Genomic DNA, 20,680 nt, shown 5'->3' with positions numbered 1-20,680 from the left:
CTCATGTCACGAAACCGAGTCATACCCGGCTTCGGGTTGTCCTTGGGATACGCCACGCTCTACACCAGTCTGATCGTGTTCATCCCGCTGGCGGCGCTGGCCGCCAGCGGGATCTCCCTGGGCGCGGAAACGTTCTGGGCGGTGGTCAGTCATCCGCAGGCGGTGGCGAGTTACAAACTGAGTTTTGGCGCTTCCCTGGTGGCGGCGCTGATCAACCTGGTGTTCGGTCTGCTGGTGGCCTGGGTGCTGGTGCGTTACACCTTTCCAGGCAAACGCATCGCCGACGCCCTGGTGGACTTGCCGTTTGCCTTGCCCACGGCGGTGGCCGGCATCGCCCTGACCGCGCTGTATGGCCGCAACGGCTGGTTCGGCCAGTACCTGGAAGGCTGGTGGGGATTCAAAGTGGCCTATGCCCCCGCCGGCATTGTCGTGGCGCTGACCTTCATCGGTCTGCCGTTCGTGGTGCGCACGGTGCAGCCGGTGCTCGAAGGGCTGGAGCGGGAGCTGGAAGAAGCCGCCGCCAGCCTCGGTGCCAACCGTTGGCAGACGTTCCGGCGGGTCCTGCTGCCGGCGCTGGTGCCGGCCTTGCTCACCGGGTTCGCGCTGTCCTTCGCCCGGGCCGTGGGGGAGTACGGCTCGGTGGTGTTCATCAGCGGCAACATGCCGTACCGCACCGAAATCACCCCGCTGCTGATCTACAGCAAACTGGAGCAGTACGATTATGCCGGTGCTTCGGCGCTGGGTGTGACGATGCTGGTGTTCTCGTTCATTCTGCTGCTCGCCATCAACGCATTGCAGTACTGGAATCTGCGCCGGCAGGGGGGAGGTTGAAATGAGTGGTGCGGTGTCTTCCCTGTCCACGCCGGCCAACGCGGCGGTCACCCGTCGGGCGGTGACCGAGGCCGCCTGGTTGCGAATCTTGCTGACCGCCCTGGCGCTGGCGTTTCTTGGTGTGTTTCTGGTGGTGCCTCTGGTTCTGGTGTTCCAGGAGGCGTTCTCCAAAGGCTGGCGGGCTTATCTGGCGGCGTTGACCGAGCCGGACGCCTGGCACGCGGTGAAGCTGACGTTGATCGCCGCCGGTCTGGCGGTACCTTTGAACGTGGTGTTCGGCCTCGCCGCCGCCTGGAGCCTGACCAAGTTCCAGTTTCGCGGCAAGCAGGTGCTGATCACCCTGGTCGACCTGCCGTTCGCGGTGTCGCCGGTGATCGCCGGTTTGATTTACGTGCTGGTGTTCGGCTCGCGGGGCTGGCTCGGCCCCTGGCTGGAAGAACACAACCTGTCGATCATTTACGCGGTGCCGGGCATCGTGCTGGCCACGGTGTTCGTGACCTTTCCGTTCGTGGCCCGGGAGCTGATCCCGTTGATGCAGGAGCAGGGCGTCAGTCAGGAGGAAGCGGCGTTGACGCTTGGGGCCAGCGGTTGGCAAACGTTCCGCCGCGTCACCCTGCCGTCGATCAAGTGGGGGCTGCTGTACGGCATCATTCTGTGTAATGCCCGCGCCATGGGCGAATTCGGTGCGGTCAGCGTGGTGTCGGGGCATATCCGCGGCAAGACCAATACGCTGCCCTTGCATGTGGAGATTCTCTACAACGAGTACCAGTTCGCCGCTGCGTTCGCCGTGGCGTCGCTGTTGGCGTTGCTGGCGGTGATCACTCTGGTGGCGAAATCCTTCCTTGAATTCAAGCATCAACGGGACCGCGAGCGTGCCGCGCGCGCCGCCGCCCGTCAGGAGGTCTCATGAGCATTCAGGTCCGTGATTTGCGGAAAACCTTTGGTCACTTCAAGGCGCTGGACGATGTCTCGCTGACTTTCAACAGCGGCGAGCTGGTGGCGCTGCTGGGGCCGTCCGGGTGCGGCAAGACCACCCTGCTGCGGATCATCGCCGGGCTTGAATACCCGGACAGCGGCGCGGTGCTGTTTTCCGGTGAGGACGCCACTTTCACCCATGTGCGCGAACGGGGCGTCGGCTTCGTATTTCAGCATTATGCGCTGTTCCGTCATATGACCGTGTTCGACAACGTCGCCTTCGGCCTGACCGTGCGCCCGCGCCGGCAAAGGCCTTCTCGGGGGGAGATCGCCGAACGCGTGCATCGGTTGCTGGAACTGGTGCAACTGGACTGGCTGGCGGACCGTTACCCGGATCAGTTATCCGGCGGGCAACGCCAGCGCATCGCTCTGGCCCGGGCGCTGGCGGTGGAGCCACAGGTGCTGTTACTTGACGAGCCGTTCGGGGCCCTGGATGCGCGCGTGCGCAAGGACCTGCGGGGCTGGTTACGGCGGTTGCACGATGAACTGCACGTGACCTCGATCTTCGTCACCCACGATCAGGAAGAGGCGATGGAAGTGGCGGACCGTATCGTGGTGATCAACCAGGGGCGGGTCGAGCAGGTGGGCACACCCCAGGAAATCTATAACGCGCCGGCGTCCCCGTTCGTATACGGCTTTATCGGTGATGCCAACCGGCTGTCCGGCCACGCCGCCGACGGCTGGGCGGAACTGGCCGGCCTGCGGGTGCCCGCTCCCGAGTTCGGTCAATCGGAACCGCGCCAGGTGACCGGCTATATCCGCCCCCACGATATCCAGTTGCAGGCCGGTGACCAGGGGGAAGGGGTGGCCGTACGGGTGGAAAGTGTGTCCCAGGTCGGCGCGGCGTTACGGGTCAGCGTACGGATACCGGACGGTGACACCTCGTTGCAGGTGGAATTGCCTCACAGTGGTGGTCGCTGGCCGTTTCAGGTTGGCGAGCCGGTGAAGGCACTGCCGCGTGCCGCGAGGGTGTTTGCGGGGTAACGCGTGAACTGAGCGCGAGCTGGCGCAATGCCTGCGCGCTCCATCGGCCATTGCTGTCCCGCCTTGCTCGGGCAGCAATGGCCGTTTAGCACTAAAAGACCTCGATTTGACGCTTACCAGCGCCACCCGGGACCTGCCCTGGTCCAATGGCGGATTCAGTGCTCACTTCTTCCTTGATTCAGGGCATCGTCTTGCCATTGTCACTGATGGTAATGAAGATGAAGCACGGACGACCGCTCATGGAGACCGTCTGCCCCAGGGGAGACCCGGGAGCCGGCGGTTATTTATATGAATAGGAAAAACCAATCGCGGCCATTCTGCCTATCCATTATGAATATCGCGTCGCCGGCGTTATGCTTCTCTCCGTCAAGTTGACAACCCTTCGAAAGGAGTAAGACATGTCTGTAATCAATACCGAAATCAAGCCGTTCAAAGCCCAGGCGTTCAAGGACGGTAAATTCATCGAAGTGACCGAAGCCGACCTGAAAGGCAAGTGGGGAGTGTTCTTCTTCTACCCGGCCGATTTCACCTTCGTTTGCCCCACCGAGCTGGGCGACGTGGCCGATCACTACGAAGAGTTCCAGAAAATGGGCGTGGAAATCTACTCCGTCTCCACCGACACCCACTTCACCCACAAAGCATGGCACGACAGCTCCGAGACCATCGCCAAGATCAAGTACACCATGATCGGCGATCCGACCATGCAGATCAGCCGTAACTTCGAAGTGCTGCGCGAAAACGAAGGCCTGGCCAACCGTGGCACCTTCATCGTTGACCCGGACGGCATCATTCAAGCCGTTGAAATCACCGCCGAAGGCATCGGCCGTGACGCCGAAGATCTGCTGCGCAAGGTGAAAGCCGCTCAGTACGTGCGTGCCCATCCTGGCGAAGTGTGCCCGGCCAAATGGAAAGAAGGCGAAGCCACCCTGGCTCCGTCCCTGGATCTGGTCGGCAAAATCTGATCCCGCCACGGGCATGGATCAATCCCGGGCCCACGGGCCCGGGTTTTAATCGACATCCTGTTAATCGTTCATGGAGACCGCCAGCATGCTGGACGCCAACCTGAAAACCCAATTGCAATCCTACATGGAGCGCATCGCGCAACCGTTTGAAATGGTCGCGTCCCTGGATGATGGCGACAAATCCCGGGAGCTGTCGGAGCTGCTGCGCGAAATCGAGGCGATGTCCGACAAGATCACCCTGCGTGAAGACGGCGATGACGAGCGCCGGCCCTCATTCAGTCTGAACCGCGTTGGTGGTGATATCAGCCTGCGATTCGCCGGTATTCCCATGGGCCATGAATTCACCTCGCTGGTGCTGGCGCTGTTGCAAGTGGGTGGCCATCCGCCCAAGGTCAGCGACGAGGTGATCGAGCAAGTGCAAGCGCTGCAAGGCGACTTTCGCTTCGAAACCTATTTTTCCCTGTCCTGCCAGAACTGCCCGGACGTGGTCCAGGCGTTGAACCTGATGGCGGTACTGAACCCGAACATCAAACACGTGGCCATCGACGGCGCCCTGTTCCAGGACGAAGTCGATCAGCGCCAGGTGATGGCGGTGCCCAGTGTGTTCCTGAACGGCGAAGAATTCGGCCAGGGCCGTATGGGGCTGGAGGAAATCCTCGCCAAACTGGATACCGGCGCCGCCGAGCGTGATGCCGAGAAACTGAACGCCAAGGAGGCCTTCGATGTGCTGGTGGTGGGCGGTGGACCCGCCGGTGCCGCCAGCGCCATCTACGCCGCCCGTAAAGGTATCCGCACCGGTGTCGCCGCCGAGCGCTTTGGCGGCCAGGTGCTGGACACCATGGCCATCGAGAACTTCATTTCGGTGAAGGAAACCGAGGGGCCGAAACTGGCCACGGCGCTGGAGCAGCATGTCCGTGAATACGACGTGGACATCATGAATCTGCAGCGCGCGGAGCAGCTGATTCCGGCGGACAGCGAAGGCGGCTTGCATGAAGTCCGTTTCGCCTCCGGTGCCAGCCTCAAAACGAAGACGCTGATTCTGGCCACTGGCGCCCGCTGGCGCGAAGTGAACGTGCCCGGAGAGAAAGAGTACCGGGGACGCGGCGTGGCCTACTGCCCGCACTGTGACGGCCCGCTGTTCAAAGGCAAGAGCGTGGCGGTGATCGGCGGCGGTAACTCCGGCGTGGAAGCGGCCATCGATCTGGCCGGCATCGTCGAGCATGTGACGCTGCTGGAATTCGACACCAAGTTGCGCGCCGATGCCGTGCTGCAGAAGAAACTGCACAGCCTGGCCAACGTCACCGTGCACGTGAATGCTCAGACCACCGAGATCACCGGTGACGGCGCCAAGGTGAACGGCCTGCTGTACAAGGACCGCGACAGTGGTGAAGAGCACCGCGTGGAGCTGGCTGGCGTGTTCGTGCAGATCGGTCTGGTGCCCAACACCGACTGGCTCAAGGGCACGGTGGAGTTGTCCCGCCACGGCGAGATCATCACCGACGCTCGCGGCGAGACGTCCATTCCCGGCATCTACGCCGCCGGTGACGTCACCACGGTGCCGTACAAGCAGATCGTCATCGCCATGGGCGAAGGGGCCAAGGCCGCGTTGAGCGCCTTCGACCACCTGATCCGCACCTCGGTGAGTGACGCCGCCTGATCCTTGGCGGGATAAAAGCTGCCCCACAATCGTGGGGCAGCCCCAGCCCTGTCCACACAACTGATATGCCCTATTCGCGGCCAAGGCCGCTTCCCACAGCGCTTAAGAGACTTCTGTGGGAAGCGGCCTTGGCCGCGAATGTAGTTGCCAATTCATCGCCCCTGGACCGCGATCCATCAATACGCCTGGGAGACAGCGGAAGGAGTGATGCGCGGCGCCGTCGGCATCGCAGGACGCTCCGCGGTCAGCCGCCGCAGATAACGGCGGCCCTCGTCCCAGTGGTGGTGACCGGAAGCCACGTTGATGTGCCCCACGCCTTCCAATAACTCGAAGTCACTGCCCCATTCCTCGGCGAAGTGCTCCGCCCGGGCGGCGCTGGCGGCACGGTCGTTGCTGGAACCGATCAGGATCGATCGGAACGGCAGCGGCTCCATGGGCACTGGGGCAAAACCGCGCAACGCCGCTGGTGCGGTATCCCGTTCCACGTCCGCTGGCGCCACCAGCAACGCCCCGGCCACTCGATGGGCCCATTGTTGGCCATGGCGGCGGGCCCAATGCGCGACGGTGACGCAGCCGAGACTGTGGGCGATCAGAATCACGCGGTCAGCAGTACTGGTACTGACCAGATGGTGCAGGGCTTCGATCCAGTCTTCCCGGTCCGGCAATTGCCAGTCGCGCACGCGGGTGCGGCGGCTCGTGGGTAATCGGGCCTGCCAATGGCTTTGCCAATGGTCCTGACCGGAGCCATGCCAACCGGGGATGATCAGATGTTCGAGGGACATGGATGGGTTCCTGCCGGAATGGATGTCCACACAGGGTATCGTTTGCTGAAAAACTTAAAAGTAATAAATAATTGAATACATATTCAAAATTGAAATATATGGGCGGGCCTGTCGAATGATCCGCGTGTCCATGCGGGCGCCGCCATTCTGGGGCGAATTTCATTAGTGTTTGCGATCGAGTATCATTTGCGGCATTCCATCAACCCGCGAACAGGATGCCCCCGGTGTCCCGGACAGGAAGACCATGAGCACCGCAATCGTGTCCCACGCGCAACGGCTTTCCCGCATTGCCGCCGCCCTGCTTGGCGGCTATGTGTTCGCCTGGGGCTTCATCGCGCTGGGCGTGGCCGCCGCCTTCGCCGCCGGCATGCCTTTCCATGACGCCGAGCATCTGTTCAGCCTGTTGGCCTTTATGCTCTACCTGGTGACCTTCTTGTGGAGCTTCGCCGCCCGTGATTCGCGCCGGGTATGGCTGGTTCTGGCCGGTGGTGGCGCCTTGATGGCGGCGCTGGCGTCTCTCATTCAACACGCGCTGGTGTGACCGGAAGAGGAGCTCCCCATGTTTCAGAATTTCCGTCTCGCCATGGCCTGGGTCCACACCTGGTTCGGGCTGTTCCTGGGCTTCGTGCTGATGATGGTGTTCTTCTTCGGTTCGCTGTCGGTGTTCGATCGGGAAATCGACCGCTGGGCGATTCCGGAGAGCCGCTTCGAGCCGCAGCCGATGCCGTCCTTTGACGAGATCCTGAAACCGGTGTTCGAGGACATGCAGCCCTCCAGGGAAAGCGTCGACCAGATGCGCTCCCGGGTGGATGGGCCGATGCCGGAACATTTCGACACGCCGGTGCGCTGGGGGGCCTACACCACGCACCGGGACCCGGTGCTGGGACTGTTCGCCGGCTACCAGGTGCCCAACGCCCACAACCCGGACGAGCTGGTGTGGGGCACCCGCACCATCGATCCGCGCACCGGCGAGTCCCTGCCGGACGATCAACTGAAGATCGGCAGCCGCTTCTTCTATCCGCTGCACTACAGCCTCAATCTGCATTGGAAGGATCTGGGCTACTGGATTGTCGGGCTGGCGGCGCTGATCATGCTGGTGGCACTGGTCACTGGAGTGATCATGCACCGCAAGCTGTTCCGCGAGCTGTTCACCTTCCGGCCGAACAAAAGCAATCAGCGCAGTATTCTCGATCTGCACAACCTGACCGGTGTGGTGGCGCTGCCATTCCATTTTATGTTCGCGTTCACCGGGCTGGTGATTTTCGCGGGCATCTATTTCCCGGTCACTCATACGCAGTTGGAACCTCTGCATGATCTGCACGAAGTGATGGAGTCCCAGGAAACCGGCTTACCCCACGAACGGGCCGGCGTCGCCGCGCCAATCGCTTCGGTGGACGCGATGGTGGCGGAGGCCCAGCGCCGCTGGGCGGCCAGGGACATGGCCGGTGATGTGGGCTTTCTGGCGTTGCAGCACGTTGGTGACGCCAATGGTTACGTGAGCATTTACCGCGCCGGTACCGACCGCATTGCCCTCACCGGGGAAGGCATTCACTTCAACGCCTCCACCGGTGAAGTGCTGCGCGAGGACCCGCCGCCATCGGCGGTGGAACGGATCGATGAGTTCCTCACCGGTCTGCATTTGCAGCATTTCCGCCATTGGTTGTTGCGCTGGCTTTACGTGCTTGGCGGTCTTACCGGCTGCGCCTGTATCGCCACCGGTTTCCTGTTCTTCGTGGAGAAACGCAAGCGCCAGCATGCCAAACGCGGCCAGATCGGTTCGCGGGTGGTGGACGCCCTGGCGGTGACCACGGTTACCGGCATGCTGATCGCCACGCTTGGCATTTTGATTGCCAACCGATTGCTGCCGGTGAGCCTGCCGGCCCGGGGCACCTGGGAACAGTATTGCTTCTGGGGCATATGGGGGCTGGCGATGGTGCACGCGTTCTGGCGCACAGCGCCGGTGGCCCGGGCCAGGCTGGCGCCGGCCTGGGGCGAGCAGTGCTGGGCCATCGCCGTGCTGGCGGTGAGCGCGGTGGTGCTCAACTGGATCACCACCGGCGACCATCTGTTGAAAACCCTGAGTGCCGGTTATTGGCCGGTGGCGGGGGTGGATCTGTTCATGTTGGTGAGTGCGCTGGTGGCGGTGCTTACCGCGCGGCGTCTGCAGCGCCGTGCCCGTCCGCAGCCGGCGGACAGCGGCGAGCTGTCCGGGGAGGCCGCCCATGCCTGAGAATGTTCTGTTGCTGGCGGCCTTGCTGCTCAGCGTGATTGGCCTGGGCTGGTTTGCCCTGGCGTTGGATGTGCATTGGAAACAGGCCTGCGGCAAGCAGGCCCGTGGCGTGGCTTCCGCCCGCGGGTTGAGGCTGTTTGGCGGTGTCGCGCTGGCGCTGTCGCTGATCCTGTGCCTGCAAGTGGATCATCCGACCATGGCGGCCCTGGTGTGGATCATGTCCCTGGCCGGCGCGGCCCTGATCGTGGCGTTCGCACTGTCCTGGCGTCCGCACTGGCTGGCGCTGCTGGCGGCACGGCCGCCACGGCGGCAGACCGGTTGATCGGCACCGGAAAGGCCGCGTAGGCCAGCAGTCCCAGACCGGGTTCCCTAGCGTTTTACGCCGCTGGCGTTGAGATGGCTGCCGCCGTCCACCAGCAATGCTTCGCCGGTGCTCAGGTCGCCGCCGATGACCAGGCCCAGTACCGCCTGCGCCACGGTTTCCGGTGACGCGGCGTCATTCAGCGCGGCGCCCCTTTTGGTTTGCTCCAACAGCGCGTCATAGCGCTCCTGGCCCAGGCCCTGGGCCAGCCATTCCCCTTGCACGAAGCCCGGACAGATGGCATTGACGCGCACCTGCGGGCCCATCACCCGCGCCAGGGATTTGGTCATGGTCAGCAGCGCGCCCTTGGAGGCGGCGTAGGCGATGGAGCTGCCGACCCCGGCCAGCCCGGCGATGGAGGCCATGTTGACGACGTGGGCAACGCCGCTGTCGCGCAGTGCTTTTTCCGCCGCCCGCACCATCTGATACGGGCCGACGGTGTTGACCCGGTAAATGTTGAGGAAGTCGTCGGCGCTGAGACCGTCCAGGTTTTCATGAGCGCAGAACAGGGTGGTGCCGGCGTTGTTGACGAGAATGTTGAGACGGCCGAACTGATCCAGCGTGGCCTGCACCAGTGCCCGGCAATCCTCATCGCGGCTGACGTCCGCCTGCACCACCAGGGCTTCCACGCCGAGGGCGCGGCAATCGTCGGCCACTTTCTGCGCCCCCGCCTCGTTACGGCTGTAGTTGATGACCACGTTGCAGCCGTATTCGGCGAACAGGCGGGCGGTGGCGGCGCCGATGCCGGAGGACGAGCCGGTGATCAGAGCGACGGCGTTTTTTATTTGCATGTGGAGCTCCCGAGTCAGGGCCGCCGGTGGCCCCGAAACGGGCTCACTCAGGCGGCGTCATGAAAGATCAGCCCGAGAGTATAGCGTTCACCACGGCGAAGTTCGCTGACGCCGTGGCGCAGAGTGACCCGGTAATCCCCACGTTGCCCGGCCACCGGTCTTTGATTGACCGCGAACACCAGGGCGTCGCCCTGTCGCAGCGGCGGCACTATGGCCCGGGATTGGCGGCGCGGACGCTGTTCGGTGAGCACGAACTCGCCGCCTTCGAACTGTTCGCCCGGTGCCGACAGCAACACCGCCACTTGCAGTGGAAACCAGTTCTCGCCGTAGAGATCCTGATGCAGACAGTTGTAATCGCCGGGCCGGTAACGCAGCAGCAGGGGCGTGGGGCGGCATTGGCCGCCGTCATGGCATTGAGCCAGGTAAGCGCGGTGCTGCGCTGGAAACCGCCGGGCCTTGCCCAGGCGGGCCTGCCAGCGATTGGCTATCGGTACCAGCCGTGGATAGAGGTCCTGACGCAAGGTGTCGACCAGCGTCGGCAGCGGATAGGCGAAGTACTGGTACTCGCCCCTGCCAAAGCCGTGACGGGCCATCACCACCCGCGAGCGGAAACGGTCCGTTTCCGCGTACAGCGCCGCCAGCCCGGTGCACTCGCCGGCGTCGAGCAGGCCGGGGATAACCGCGTGGCCCTGATCATCGAGGTGCTGTTCCAGTGCCGGCCAATCTACTTGTTCCAGACGTTGCCGTGGTGTCATGAACGGGCCTCTTGTGCACCGGTCTCCCGCTCCAGCAGCGCGCGTTTACGCTCCACGCCCCAGCGGTAGCCGGACACGTCGCCGTCGCTGCGCACCACGCGGTGACAGGGGATCACCACCGCCAGCGGATTATTGGCGCAGGCGCCGGCCACCGCGCGCACCGCCTTCGGCGAACCGATGCGTCTGGCCAGTTCGGCGTAGCTCAGGGTTTCTCCGGCCGGCACCCGGCGCAACGCTTGCCACACCTTTTGCTGGAAGGCGGTGCCGCGAATATCCAGCGGCAGGTCCGGTTCTTGTTCCGGGTGCTCCATCAAGGCCGCCACCCTGGCCACCAGGGCGTCGAACCGGTCGCCGCCGGGCCGCAGGTCGGCCTTGGGAAAATGATCCTGACATTCGCGCAGCAAGGTGTCGGCGTCATCGCCGAGGGCGATGGCGCAAATGCCCTGGCCACTGCGTGCCACCAGCAGGGCCCCGAGTGAGCACTGCCCCAAGGCCACCTCGATACGTTCACCGTTGCCGCCATCGCGGAAGCGGGCCGGCTCCATGCCCAGCAGAGCCCGGGCCTGGGTGTAAAAACGGCCGCTGCTGTTGTAGCCGGCGTCGAAGATGGCATCGGTGATACGGCCATCCCGTTGCAGACCCTCGCGCAGCTGGCGTGCCCGTATGGCGCTGGCGTAGCCCTTGGGAGTGACGCCGAGGATCCGTTTGAACACCCGATGAAAGTGATGGGGGCTGAGACCGGCCTGTTCCGCCAGCTGATTCAGGGTCGGCGGTGTTTCCGCCTGTTCCATATGGCGGCAGGCGTCGATGATCGCCGTCAGATGCGCCGGTGCCGTCTGATCCGGGCGGCAGCGCGCGCAGGGGCGAAAGCCGGCGGACTCGGCCTGCTCGCGGTTGTCGAAGAAGCGCACATTCTCCGGCCGCGCCCGCCGTGCCGCGCAGGACGGCAGGCAGTAAACCCCGGTGGTGATGACGGCGTAGTAGAAATGGCCGTCGGCGTTGGCATCGCGTGCTACCAGGGCCTGCCAGCGCGGATCGGCAAGGGTGGCCTCGGCCTGTTGCTGTTTGCTTGCTGCTCTGTTCATGGCTGCCTCCTGGGAAACCGGATCGCCGGGCATGCCGGCATGGACAGAGCCAGAGTAGGGCGGCGGGAGCGGCGTGACGCTCCGTTCCTTGCTTTCGAATCCGCCGCCCGGGAGAGGGTCAGAGGATCGGCAAACCGAAAGCCTTTTTCAGATCCTGCAGCACTACTCCGGTTTCTTCCCGTGCCGCCTGCGTGCCGGCCTGGAGGATACGCATCAATTCCCCCTTGTCGGCGATGAAACGTTCCCGGCGTTCGCGGATCGGCGCCAGCAGCTCCTGCAGACATTCTTCCAGAACTTTCTTCACCTGTCCGTCGCCCAGGCCACCGCGCTGATAGTGTTCCTTGAGGCCCGCCACCAGGGCTTCATCCGGATGGAAGGCGTCCAGATAGGTGAACACCACATTGCCTTCCACCTTACCCGGGTCCTCGATGCGCAGATGGCCGGGGTCGGTGTACATCTTCTTCACCGCCTTGGCGATGTCCTTTTCGCTGGCGCCCAGCACCAGCGCGTTGCCTAGTGATTTGGACATCTTCGCCTTGCCATCGACGCCGGGCAAACGGGAAGCCTTGCCGATCAGCGCGCGGCACTCCACCAGCAACTCCTGGCCGGCCACGTTATTGACCTTGCGTACCACCTCGTTGGTCTGCTCGATCATCGGCAACTGGTCATCGCCCACCGGTACCAGGGTGGCGCGGAAGGCGGTGATGTCGGCGGCCTGGCTGATCGGGTAGGTCAGGAAGCCGGCCGGAATGGAGGCGCCGAACTCCTTGCTGGCGATCTCCGCTTTCACCGTCGGGTTGCGTTCCAGCCGTGATACCGTCACCAGGTTGGCGTAGAACTGGGTCAGTTCGGCCAGCGCTGGCAGGCCGGATTGCAGGCACAGGGTGGTGCGTTGCGGATCGATGCCCACCGCCAGATAGTCGGCCAGCACATTGAGAATGTTCTCGGCCACCTTGGCCGGATTGTGGCCGTTGTCGGTGAGGCCCTGCATGTCGGCGATCAAAATGGTCTGCGGGTGTTGGTTCTGCAGTTCCACCCGGGTGCGCAGGGAGCCCACGTAATGGCCGAGATGCAATTGGCCGGTGGGGCGGTCGCCGGTGAGAATCTTGTCGGTCATCGGGTTTCCTCTGTATGGATATCAGCCTTTGGCCACCACCGCCTTGGTTACCGAGCCGGTGGCAATCAGCTTTTCGGTGCCGTCCGCGGCCTGGAAGAAGGCTTCGCCACGCATCGACGCCAGGGTACGGCCGAGCCGGTCCACACGCGTGCGGATCACGATCCTTCCTTCGCCGCTGGCGCCGCGCAGCAAGCTGGTATGGGTCTCGATGGATACCGCGTAGCGGTCCTCCGGCAACACCGAAAGCAGGGCGAGAAAACTGGCTACGTCAAAAAAGGCGTAGAGTATGCCGCCGTGCAGATCGCCGGTGGGGCCCAGCGTGAATTCATTCAGCTCCAGGGTGACCTCGCTCTCGCCATCGGCGCTGCGCACCAGGTTCAGGCCGCAGGCGCGGTGCAGAGGGCGGGCCAGGATAGTATCAATCAGGGTGCTTGTGTCCATGGTGACGGTGACCTCTCAGGCTCTCAACATGGCGGCTCACTATGCCGTGCCGGAAGGAAACTGCAAGAGGGCCAGGGAACTTGTCATGGTACACCGGTTCCAAGCATACTCAGGCGCGACCGCGCCTCGTGCGTGAATCGTGTTTCTTTGCCGGTATGGATCCGCCATGGTACTTCGACGTTATATGGCTTTGCTGCTGCTGTGCGTGACCAGCTTTCATGTGCTGGTGACGGACGTGGCCAGTCATGAGCGGGTGCCAGTGAGGGACGGCCAAGAACTGACCGCGGCCCTGGATCAACCGGACCAGAATGCCGGCGCCGAGCACCATGGTGGCGCCCAGCACTGCTGTCAGTGTCACGGCTTCATGGCCTCCCCCGCCGTCGAGCAGAGCGCCCGGGCGCCCTTGCCGGTACTGGCGGACAGCCGGGCACCTGCTCTGCCGGTGCCGCCCCCTTCCTCACCGTACCGGCCTCCCATCGTCTGACTCCTGACATCGCTTTTGTCCACGGGAACCGCTACCGGCGTTAAGCCGGAGGCTGCCCGTGTCCATTGATTCGGGCCCGCGAACCGATTCCGGCGGGCCCTGATTCGGAGTCATGATGATGCCTATCCTTTCTGCAAGGGCGCGGCCTCTGCGCGCCATGGGCGTTGCCTGCCTGGCGGTGCTGCTGGTGGCGCCCGCTGCCGCGGATACCCGCACCTGGGCGCGCTGGGTCAACCGCGAGATGGCGGAGCTGCCCGCCAGCCGCGCCATTGAAGCCCGCCTGCAGCGTGATCGGGCCGAGGCCCGCGCCCAGTCGCAGCCTCTGTACAACCCGGAACTGAATATCGGCTACGAAAACAGCGCCGAAACCACCCGCACCGTCGGTTTGGGGCAGACCCTGGACTGGTCCGGTAAGGGGCGCAGTAGTGCCCGCCTTGGTGACGTGCAGGCGCAGCTGGCGGAAGTCCGCGCCGAAAAGGCGCGGGCACGATTGGCGGTGGATGTGCTTTCCGCTTTGGCCGCCTATGACGCCGCCCAGGCCCGCCTGCAAGGCGTTCGCGAGCAGGAGCAGCGCCTGTCGGATCTGCTGGCGCTGGTACGCAAGCGCGAGCGCGCCGGTGATCTGGGGCGCATGAGCGCGCAGTTGTCGTATCTGGCCCTGGGCCGGACCCAGCAAGCTCTGGCCGACGCGGAAAGTGAAGCCACCGCCGCCGAGACCCGCTTGCGCGCCGTATTCAACCAGAACGTGCCGGACTACCCGTTGCCGGATGCCGGGCTATGGGAGGCGGACGGTTCCGTGGTGATGGATGCCGGCCGTGCGAAGGACAGTTATGACCTGCGTCTGGCTCGTCTGCAGGTGATGGCGGCGGAACGCCAAGTGGAACTGGCCGGCAAGCAACGCCGCACTGATCCCACTCTCGGTGTCACCGTCGGCCGGGAAGGTGAGGACAATCTGTGGGGGCTGGATTTCAGCCTGCCACTGCCGCTGTTCAATACCGGCAAGGCGGAGTACCAGGCGGCGCTGGCTGACGGCGACGCGCAACAGGCCCTGCTGGATCAGCAGCAGCGGGCGTTGAGCGCCGAAGTCGAAGGCGCGCTGATTGATTACCGGCAACGCCGCGCCCGCTGGTTGTCCTGGCGGGAACTGTCCGGCACTCGCCTGGCGGATTCCGCCGACTTGTTGCAGCGCACCTGGCAACTGGGAGAAATCACCACCCAGGACTATCTGCAAGGCCTCAACCAGCGTCAGGACGCGCTATTGGCCGGCATCGCTCTGCGCGAGTCGATGCAAAAGGCGTGGCTGGAATGGCTTTATCAAAGCGCGCAATTGGATAGCTGGATCGAGATGTTGGCCGCCGGTAACCGGGGGCAGGGAGGACAATCATGAAAAATGTGATCACGAGAAAAAGAGTGGGACTTTGCCTGTTGCTGCTGGCCTTTTCGTCGGTTTGGGCGGATCAAGGCGAAGGGCATGACGATGGTGCCGGTGCCGCCGAGCATGAGCATGGCCAGGAAGAGTCCGCCGGCGAAGCAAATGGGCATGGTGATGATCTGACGCTGACCGAGGCGCAGCGGCGCATGCTCGGGCTGCAAGTGATCACCCTGCAACCTGCCGCCAGCGCGACCCGTTCGCTGCGTTTGCCGGCGGAAATCACCAGTAATCTGTATCGCACCTGGGAAGTACCGGTGCGGGTGGATTCCCAGGTGCTGTCGCGCTCCGCCACCCTGGGTCAGCACCTGGAGAAAGGCGACCCTGTCGCCACCCTGTTTAGCGCCGAGATGGCTACCCTGCAGGCCGAGTTGCGAGCGGTGTCCGACGAATGGCGCCGGGTTCGTAGTCTTGGCCGTGCCACGGTGGGCAATCAGCGTTACCTGGATGTACAGGGCCGTTACCAGGACCTGAAGGCACGGGGGCGTGGTTACGGGCTTGCCGATGCGGATCTGGCGGACATCGAGAAGGGTAAAGGAGACGCCGGTGTTTATACGTTGCGTGCACCGGATGCCGGGCTGGTTCTCAGCGATGCCTTCCAGCAAGGCCAGTGGCTCGCCGCCGGCAGTCCGCTGATTACGCTGGTGGACGAGGCTGAATTGTGGGCGGAAGCGGCGTTGCCGCCGCAGCCGGGGCTCAGAGTCGATACCGGTACGCCGGCCCGGGTACGAGTCGGTGAGACCCTGGTGGACGGCGAGGTGATTCTCTCCGGTCACCGGCTCGATCCCGTGACCCGAACCATGGAAGTCCGTATTCGCGTTCCCAACGAAAACCATCTGCTCCATCCGGGGATGTTCGCTGATGTGGAATTGGTACTGCCGCTATCGGACAACGCCTTGGTGGTGCCGGAAGAGGCCCTGACCCGTGGTGGCGATGGCGACTGGCAAGTCTTCGTGGAGGAGAAGCCGGGTATTTACGAGGCCCGTGAAGTCTCTCCGGGACAAGCGCTGGAAGGGGCCCGTGTGGTCGAGGGGCTGCCGGCGGGCACCAGGATCGTTACCCGGGGGGCCTTCTTCCTCGCCAGCGAACAGGCCAAATCAGGCTTCGATGTGCACGCCCACTAACGGCCGCTCGGATCCAGCAAGGAGAACATGATGTTGAATCGCTGTATCGACTGGGCGGTGAACAACCGCCTGGTGGTGCTGCTTCTGCTGGTGATCACCGTGGGGGTGATTGCCTGGCAAATGCCGCGCCTGAAACTGGATGCCTTTCCCGACGTCACCAATGTGCAGGTGCAAGTGAACACCGAGGCCCCCGGGTTGGCGGCGGAGGAGGTGGAACAACTGATCAGCTATCCGATTGAAGCGGTGATGTATGCATTGCCACAGGTGGCGGAAGTCCGCTCGATCTCCAAGACCGGCTTGTCCATTGTCACCGTGGTGTTCGAGGACGACACCGACATCTACTTCGCCCGGCAACTGGTCTTTGAGCGCTTGCAGGCGGCGCGGGAAGATATTCCCGAAGGTGTGGGCACTCCGGAAATGGGCCCGAATACCTCCGGCCTCGGGCAGGTTTACCAATACCTGCTCACCGCTGAACCCGGCTCCGGTGTAGATGCCATGCAATTGCGCAGTCTTAACGACTGGGTGGTGAAACTGCTGCTGATGCCGGTGGGCGGCGTCACCGACGTGCTCAGTTACGGGGGCGAAGTGCGGCAGTATCAGGTCAACGTCAATCCGTCCCGCCTGCTGGCCTACGATCTGACGTTGCAACAGGTGATGGATGCCATCGCCGGCAATAATCGTAATGCCGGTGGCTGGTACCTGGATCGCGGCGCCGAGCAATTGGTGATCCGTGGCATGGGCTGGGTCGGTAACGGCGAGCAGGGTCTCCGGGACATCGCCGCCATTCCTCTCAGGGAAGTCAACGGCACCCAGGTTCGGGTGCGTGATGTGGCACGGGTGGAATTCGGCGGTGAGATCCGCCAGGGGGCCTTGACCATGACCCGTCGCGATGCCGAGGGAAACCCGGAATTTCTCGGTGAGGTGGTGGCGGGCATCGTCCTCAAACGCATGGGCGCCAACACCAAGGCCACCATTGATGGCATCGAAGAAAGGGTGGAACGCATTCAGCAGGCGTTGCCGGACGGGGTGCGCTTCGAGGTGTTCTACGATCAGGCGGATCTGGTGGAAAAGGCGGTGAGCACGGTGGTCAGCGCGTTGCTGCTGGCGTTCCTGTTTATCGTCATCGTTCTGGCCCTGTTTTTGATGAACCTGCGGGCCACCGTGCTGGTGCTGTTGTCGATTCCCCTGTCCATTGGCCTTGCGCTGCTGGTGATGGCGAGCCTGGGGATGTCCGCCAATCTGATGTCCCTGGGCGGCCTGGCGGTGGCCATCGGCATGCTGGTGGACGGTTCGGTGGTGATGGTGGAAAACATCTTCAAGCACCTGAGCCGCGGGGAAGGCGCTGATGACCCGGCCGGTGGCATTGCGTTGCGGGTCAAGGACGCGGCCCAGGAAGTGGCCCGGCCGGTGTTTTTCGCCGCCAGCATTATTCTGGTGGTGTTCATGCCGTTGTTCGCTTTCGAAGGCGTTGAAGCGAAGATGTTCGTGCCGATGGCGATCAGCATCATGCTGGCCATGGCCGCCGCCGTGCTGGTGGCGTTGATCGTGGTGCCTTCGCTGGCGTCTTTCCTGTTCCGGCATGGTGTGGAAGAAAAACCCAATAAACTGGTCGGCTGGCTGGAAGTTCGCTATCGCGCGCTACTGGCGAGGGCGCTGGCCGCGCGCAAGGCAGTGATCGGCGGCGCGGTTGGCCTGTTGGTATTGGCGGCGGCCACGGTGCCGTTTATCGGTACCGAGTTCGTGCCGGTATTGGAGGAAGGCACTCTGGCATTACGGGTCACGCTGGCGCCGTCTTCCAGCCTGGATACGGCGCTGGAAGTGGGAGAAAAACTGGAACGGGAAATCATGACCTTTCCGGAAGTGACCTACGCGCTGAGCCGGGTTGGCCGAGCGGAGATCGGCGGTGATCCGGAACCGGTAAGCAATGTGGAGATTTATATCGGCCTGAAACCGGTGGACGAATGGACCAGCGCCGGCAATCGGCTGGAGCTGCAGGAAAAAATCGAGAAGAAACTGCAGGTTCATCCCGGCCTGTTGCTCAACTTCTCGCAACCCATCGCCATGCGCGTTGACGAATTGCTGTCCGGTGTCAAAGCGCAATTGGCGATTAAGCTGTTTGGCCCGGATCTGAACGTATTGCAGGAGAAAGGCGATGCCATCACCCGGGCGGTACGGCAGGTCGAGGGCGCCACGGATGTGCAGTTGGAGCAGATCGCCGGAGAAGCGCAGCTGGTGGTGGAGCCTGACCGCAATGCACTGAGCCGCTATGGGCTCAGCGTTGATCAGGTGATGAGCCTGGTCAGCAACGGACTCGGCGGCGGTGCCGCCGGACAGGTGATCAACGGCAATGAACGCTACGATATCTATGTGCGTTTCGAACAGGATGCCCGCCGCGATGCGGAAGCCATCCGTAACCTGCGCCTGCAGGCCGCCAATGGCGCCTGGGTACGCCTGGCCGACGTGGCGCGGGTGGAGCTGGTCACCGGGCCGCCGCAGATCAGCCGCGATGATGTGCAGAGGAGAGTGGTGATCCAGGCCAATGTGGCCGGCCGTGACATGGGCTCGGTGGTGGCCGATATCCGCAGGGCGATCGCTACCGAAGTGGATCTGCCCGCTGGCTACAACGTCGATATCGGCGGTCAGTACGAGAACCAGCAAAGGGCGCAGCAACGACTGTCCATGGTGGTCCCGGTGGCCGTGGGCCTGATCGCTCTGTTGTTGTATTTCGCTTTCGGTTCCGTCGCTCAGGCGCTGTTGATCCTGGTCAATGTGCCATTGGCGTTGATCGGCGGCATCCTCTCCCTGGCGATCAGTGGCCAATACCTGTCGGTGCCGAGCTCGGTGGGCTTCATCACTCTGTTCGGGGTGGCGGTACTTAATGGCGTGGTCATGGTGGAGGCGATCAACGCACGCCTGCGTGATGGTGAAAGCGTTGACCGGGCTGTCTTCGAAGGCGCGGTATCGCGGCTGCGTCCGGTCCTGATGACCGCGTTGACCTCCATGCTCGGGTTGATGCCGATGCTGTTGGCCACTGGCGTCGGCAGCGAAGTGCAGCGACCGCTGGCGGTTGTGATCGTCGGTGGTTTGATCTCGGCGACGGGGCTGACGTTGCTGGTGTTGCCAAGTCTGTATCCGCTGTTCTCGAAGCGAAAAGTCGAAGAACTGCAACGTTAACCGGAAGCCTCGGCATCTCGTGCCGAGGCTTTTTTTATGAGGAATGTCTAATGCTTTATGAGACGCTTTGCGAGCAGGGCGAACGCGCCTTCCGATGGCGCGGTGCGGCGCCAGCTCTTCTGTTGGTGCCGGCGGTGTTGCTCACGCTGTTTGATACTCGCTATCTGTTTAACGACCATGATCTGGACTAGCTCTGGGACTGCTTTGCCTTGCTGTTGATGCTGGCTGGTCTCGGCATACGGGTCTGGACCACGGGGCATACACCCCGCCGCACCTCCGGTCGCAATACCAAAGGTCAGGTGGCCGACACACTCAATACCTCCGGCGCGTACTCGCTGGTTAGGAATCCCCTTTATGTCGGCAATTTTATCGGTGGTTTGGGGGCAGTGCTGTTACTGCATTCGTTTGGGTTGACGTTGTACTACGTGCTGGCGTTCGCAATCTACTTCGAGAGAGTGGTGTTGGCGGAAGAACGTTTCCTGACTGCGCGGTTTGGTGACGCCTATACGCGTTGGGCGCGAAAGACACCGGCCTTCCTGCCGGAATTTTCCGGTTACCTCCCCGCTGTCTTGCCATTCTCGTGGCGGGCGGTGGTTCGGCGGGAATACCTCACCGTGTTCATGGCCGTGTTTATCATCTTCATTATCGAGGTAGGTGAGGATACGGTTAATCAAGGGACTGTGGTGATCGACCAGCACTGGCTTTTGATCGCGGCGATCAATAGCGTACTGTTCATGGCGATTCGCTGGATTCGCAAGCGGACCCGATGGCTGTCGGCACAAGGGCGGTAGCGTTGAACAAAGACGGCCTCCATGTCATTAACTGCGTCCTCGCGGCTTCTCATCAAATGCAAGGCCTTGCAGCAGGGCTTCCAGCCTCGCGAATCCTTCCTCGCGGCTGAACGGGGCTTCCCGGGGAGGGTCGTACACTTCCGGGTTGGTACCCTGGAGGACCAGATCAATGGCGTAACAGGTGCCATGGTGTACGGCACGATAGGCGCGCAGATTTTGAAAGTGGTTCATGGCGGCGTCACCTCCCCGATAGGTGGTGAAGAGCGCGCCGTCCAGCTCGGTGGTGCCGGTCTTGCTTGATGTCGCCAGGGGGCCGGGCCGGGTGCAACGTTCCAGCTGGCCCGGATCCCGGCTGACACCGAGGCGCAGCTCGCCAGTGAGGATCTCGTCGGAATCGTTAAGGCGCAATACCAGCAACCGATCGCCAGGGGCATCCGTTTCGGCATCCAGCCGCCAGGCCGGGTCGCCGAAATAACCGCCGGTTTCCGTTACGGCGTGGGCCTGGTGGTTGTCATAGGCCAGGCCGATGCCGTACTCGTCGCTGTGAAAAGCGTTGGGAGACGCCTGGTCGCCGGTTTCTCCGGTGCTGTTGTCACAGCCGGCGAGAATGAGCAGCGCGAATAAGAGGGGGGTGGCTACCCGCCTGATCTTGTCCATGTCTTTTCCCTTCTTGATGTGCTGGCCCATGTCAGTGTGTGGTGCCCGGT

Annotated in this window: 21 protein-coding genes; 14 read left to right on the top strand and 7 right to left on the bottom strand. The window is 63.1% G+C overall.

The features are described 5' to 3' along the window. Positions 1-3 precede the first annotated feature (3 nt). The 5 genes from cysT to ahpF all read left to right on the top strand — a co-directional run bounded on the left by cysT (position 4) and on the right by ahpF (position 5,409). Positions 4-831, top strand: coding sequence for a sulfate ABC transporter permease subunit CysT (gene cysT / locus RYH70_RS19125; RefSeq protein WP_317009522.1), 828 nt, complete (start codon positions 4-6; stop codon positions 829-831). A gap of 1 nt (position 832) precedes the next feature. Continuing rightward, positions 833-1,741: a sulfate ABC transporter permease subunit CysW gene (cysW, locus tag RYH70_RS19120; RefSeq protein ID WP_317009521.1), complete on the top strand. Its 909-nt coding sequence runs from the start codon at positions 833-835 to the stop codon at positions 1,739-1,741. Beyond that, a complete protein-coding gene (locus RYH70_RS19115) occupies positions 1,738-2,790 on the top strand; it encodes a sulfate/molybdate ABC transporter ATP-binding protein (RefSeq protein ID WP_317009520.1) in 1,053 nt (350 codons plus the stop codon). Before cysW ends, RYH70_RS19115 begins: the two co-directional genes overlap by 4 nt. A gap of 398 nt (positions 2,791-3,188) precedes the next feature. Then, entirely contained in the window at positions 3,189-3,752 is a 564-nt protein-coding gene (ahpC, locus tag RYH70_RS19110) for an alkyl hydroperoxide reductase subunit C (protein WP_317009519.1), read from the top strand. An 85-nt stretch (positions 3,753-3,837) separates the two neighbouring features. Further along, entirely contained in the window at positions 3,838-5,409 is a 1,572-nt protein-coding gene (ahpF, locus tag RYH70_RS19105) for an alkyl hydroperoxide reductase subunit F (RefSeq protein ID WP_317009518.1), read from the top strand. 176 nt (positions 5,410-5,585) lie between these two features. Here ahpF and RYH70_RS19100 read toward each other — a convergent pair whose 3' ends face one another. Beyond that, positions 5,586-6,191, bottom strand: coding sequence for an RBBP9/YdeN family alpha/beta hydrolase (locus RYH70_RS19100; RefSeq protein WP_080531673.1), 606 nt, complete (start codon positions 6,189-6,191; stop codon positions 5,586-5,588). Between the two features lie 244 nt (positions 6,192-6,435). On the opposite strand from RYH70_RS19100, the gene RYH70_RS19095 reads away from it, so the two are divergent. From RYH70_RS19095 to RYH70_RS19085, 3 genes are read left to right on the top strand one after another with little or no spacing between them, the layout of a single operon-like run. After that, a complete protein-coding gene (locus RYH70_RS19095; protein ID WP_055100460.1) occupies positions 6,436-6,732 on the top strand; it encodes a hypothetical protein in 297 nt (98 codons plus the stop codon). A gap of 18 nt (positions 6,733-6,750) precedes the next feature. Then, the gene (locus RYH70_RS19090; RefSeq protein WP_233925399.1) at positions 6,751-8,421 is read left to right on the top strand and encodes a PepSY-associated TM helix domain-containing protein; all 1,671 of its coding nucleotides are present in this window, start codon (positions 6,751-6,753) and stop codon (positions 8,419-8,421) included. Next, on the top strand, positions 8,414-8,743 hold the full coding sequence (locus tag RYH70_RS19085; protein WP_022994844.1) for a DUF3325 domain-containing protein: 330 nt from the start codon (positions 8,414-8,416) through the stop codon (positions 8,741-8,743). Before RYH70_RS19090 ends, RYH70_RS19085 begins: the two co-directional genes overlap by 8 nt. Positions 8,744-8,790: 47 nt before the next feature. Here the strand turns inward: RYH70_RS19085 and RYH70_RS19080 are convergent, their stop codons facing one another. The 5 genes from RYH70_RS19080 to RYH70_RS19060 all read right to left on the bottom strand — a co-directional run bounded on the left by RYH70_RS19080 (position 8,791) and on the right by RYH70_RS19060 (position 12,971). Continuing rightward, a complete protein-coding gene (locus RYH70_RS19080) occupies positions 8,791-9,573 on the bottom strand; it encodes an SDR family NAD(P)-dependent oxidoreductase (RefSeq protein ID WP_014996405.1) in 783 nt (260 codons plus the stop codon). Between the two features lie 47 nt (positions 9,574-9,620). Continuing rightward, positions 9,621-10,328, bottom strand: coding sequence for a 2OG-Fe(II) oxygenase (locus tag RYH70_RS19075; RefSeq protein ID WP_317009517.1), 708 nt, complete (start codon positions 10,326-10,328; stop codon positions 9,621-9,623). Next, entirely contained in the window at positions 10,325-11,413 is a 1,089-nt protein-coding gene (ada, locus tag RYH70_RS19070; protein WP_022994846.1) for a bifunctional DNA-binding transcriptional regulator/O6-methylguanine-DNA methyltransferase Ada, read from the bottom strand. The genes RYH70_RS19075 and ada overlap by 4 nt, the downstream gene beginning before the upstream one ends. A gap of 118 nt (positions 11,414-11,531) precedes the next feature. After that, positions 11,532-12,530: a tryptophan--tRNA ligase gene (gene trpS / locus RYH70_RS19065; RefSeq protein ID WP_284455407.1), complete on the bottom strand. Its 999-nt coding sequence runs from the start codon at positions 12,528-12,530 to the stop codon at positions 11,532-11,534. A gap of 21 nt (positions 12,531-12,551) precedes the next feature. Then, positions 12,552-12,971, bottom strand: coding sequence for a PaaI family thioesterase (locus tag RYH70_RS19060; protein ID WP_022994848.1), 420 nt, complete (start codon positions 12,969-12,971; stop codon positions 12,552-12,554). Positions 12,972-13,137: 166 nt separating this feature from the next. Between RYH70_RS19060 and RYH70_RS19055 the strand changes: the two genes are divergently transcribed. From RYH70_RS19055 to RYH70_RS19030, 6 genes are all read left to right on the top strand, one after another. Further along, a complete protein-coding gene (locus RYH70_RS19055; RefSeq protein WP_317009516.1) occupies positions 13,138-13,455 on the top strand; it encodes a hypothetical protein in 318 nt (105 codons plus the stop codon). A gap of 112 nt (positions 13,456-13,567) precedes the next feature. Then, on the top strand, positions 13,568-14,842 hold the full coding sequence (locus tag RYH70_RS19050) for a TolC family protein (protein ID WP_317009515.1): 1,275 nt from the start codon (positions 13,568-13,570) through the stop codon (positions 14,840-14,842). Continuing rightward, positions 14,839-16,008 carry an efflux RND transporter periplasmic adaptor subunit gene (locus RYH70_RS19045; RefSeq protein WP_022994851.1) on the top strand — a complete coding sequence of 390 codons (1,170 nt, stop codon included), beginning with the start codon at positions 14,839-14,841 and terminating at the stop codon, positions 16,006-16,008. The genes RYH70_RS19050 and RYH70_RS19045 overlap by 4 nt, the downstream gene beginning before the upstream one ends. A 27-nt stretch (positions 16,009-16,035) precedes the next feature. Continuing rightward, positions 16,036-19,182: an efflux RND transporter permease subunit gene (locus RYH70_RS19040; RefSeq protein WP_449355842.1), complete on the top strand. Its 3,147-nt coding sequence runs from the start codon at positions 16,036-16,038 to the stop codon at positions 19,180-19,182. A 50-nt stretch (positions 19,183-19,232) separates the two neighbouring features. Further along, positions 19,233-19,373: a hypothetical protein gene (locus RYH70_RS19035; RefSeq protein WP_317009514.1), complete on the top strand. Its 141-nt coding sequence runs from the start codon at positions 19,233-19,235 to the stop codon at positions 19,371-19,373. An 18-nt stretch (positions 19,374-19,391) separates the two neighbouring features. Beyond that, positions 19,392-19,973: a methyltransferase family protein gene (locus tag RYH70_RS19030; protein ID WP_317009513.1), complete on the top strand. Its 582-nt coding sequence runs from the start codon at positions 19,392-19,394 to the stop codon at positions 19,971-19,973. A gap of 27 nt (positions 19,974-20,000) precedes the next feature. Here RYH70_RS19030 and RYH70_RS19025 read toward each other — a convergent pair whose 3' ends face one another. Further along, positions 20,001-20,630 carry a hypothetical protein gene (locus RYH70_RS19025; RefSeq protein ID WP_022994854.1) on the bottom strand — a complete coding sequence of 210 codons (630 nt, stop codon included), beginning with the start codon at positions 20,628-20,630 and terminating at the stop codon, positions 20,001-20,003. Positions 20,631-20,680 lie beyond the last annotated feature (50 nt).

It is taken from the genome of Alloalcanivorax xenomutans, from assembly GCF_032810065.1.
GTDB lineage: Bacteria > Pseudomonadota > Gammaproteobacteria > Pseudomonadales > Alcanivoracaceae > Alloalcanivorax > Alloalcanivorax xenomutans.
This window is presented reverse-complemented; position numbering and strand designations above follow the sequence as displayed.

Bases quoted from the DNA above. Each gene is read 5' to 3' on its own strand.
- cysT (WP_317009522.1), top strand. From the start codon at position 4: ATGTCACGAAACCGAGTCATACCCGGCTTCGGGTTGTCCTTGGGATAC.
- cysW (WP_317009521.1), top strand. From the start codon at position 833: ATGAGTGGTGCGGTGTCTTCCCTGTCCACGCCGGCCAACGCGGCGGTC.
- RYH70_RS19115 (WP_317009520.1), top strand. From the start codon at position 1,738: ATGAGCATTCAGGTCCGTGATTTGCGGAAAACCTTTGGTCACTTCAAG.
- ahpC (WP_317009519.1), top strand. From the start codon at position 3,189: ATGTCTGTAATCAATACCGAAATCAAGCCGTTCAAAGCCCAGGCGTTC.
- ahpF (WP_317009518.1), top strand. From the start codon at position 3,838: ATGCTGGACGCCAACCTGAAAACCCAATTGCAATCCTACATGGAGCGC.
- RYH70_RS19100 (WP_080531673.1), bottom strand. From the start codon at position 6,191: ATGTCCCTCGAACATCTGATCATCCCCGGTTGGCATGGCTCCGGTCAG.
- RYH70_RS19095 (WP_055100460.1), top strand. From the start codon at position 6,436: ATGAGCACCGCAATCGTGTCCCACGCGCAACGGCTTTCCCGCATTGCC.
- RYH70_RS19090 (WP_233925399.1), top strand. From the start codon at position 6,751: ATGTTTCAGAATTTCCGTCTCGCCATGGCCTGGGTCCACACCTGGTTC.
- RYH70_RS19085 (WP_022994844.1), top strand. From the start codon at position 8,414: ATGCCTGAGAATGTTCTGTTGCTGGCGGCCTTGCTGCTCAGCGTGATT.
- RYH70_RS19080 (WP_014996405.1), bottom strand. From the start codon at position 9,573: ATGCAAATAAAAAACGCCGTCGCTCTGATCACCGGCTCGTCCTCCGGC.
- RYH70_RS19075 (WP_317009517.1), bottom strand. From the start codon at position 10,328: ATGACACCACGGCAACGTCTGGAACAAGTAGATTGGCCGGCACTGGAA.
- ada (WP_022994846.1), bottom strand. From the start codon at position 11,413: ATGAACAGAGCAGCAAGCAAACAGCAACAGGCCGAGGCCACCCTTGCC.
- trpS (WP_284455407.1), bottom strand. From the start codon at position 12,530: ATGACCGACAAGATTCTCACCGGCGACCGCCCCACCGGCCAATTGCAT.
- RYH70_RS19060 (WP_022994848.1), bottom strand. From the start codon at position 12,971: ATGGACACAAGCACCCTGATTGATACTATCCTGGCCCGCCCTCTGCAC.
- RYH70_RS19055 (WP_317009516.1), top strand. From the start codon at position 13,138: ATGGTACTTCGACGTTATATGGCTTTGCTGCTGCTGTGCGTGACCAGC.
- RYH70_RS19050 (WP_317009515.1), top strand. From the start codon at position 13,568: ATGATGATGCCTATCCTTTCTGCAAGGGCGCGGCCTCTGCGCGCCATG.
- RYH70_RS19045 (WP_022994851.1), top strand. From the start codon at position 14,839: ATGAAAAATGTGATCACGAGAAAAAGAGTGGGACTTTGCCTGTTGCTG.
- RYH70_RS19040 (WP_449355842.1), top strand. From the start codon at position 16,036: ATGATGTTGAATCGCTGTATCGACTGGGCGGTGAACAACCGCCTGGTG.
- RYH70_RS19035 (WP_317009514.1), top strand. From the start codon at position 19,233: ATGCTTTATGAGACGCTTTGCGAGCAGGGCGAACGCGCCTTCCGATGG.
- RYH70_RS19025 (WP_022994854.1), bottom strand. From the start codon at position 20,630: ATGGACAAGATCAGGCGGGTAGCCACCCCCCTCTTATTCGCGCTGCTC.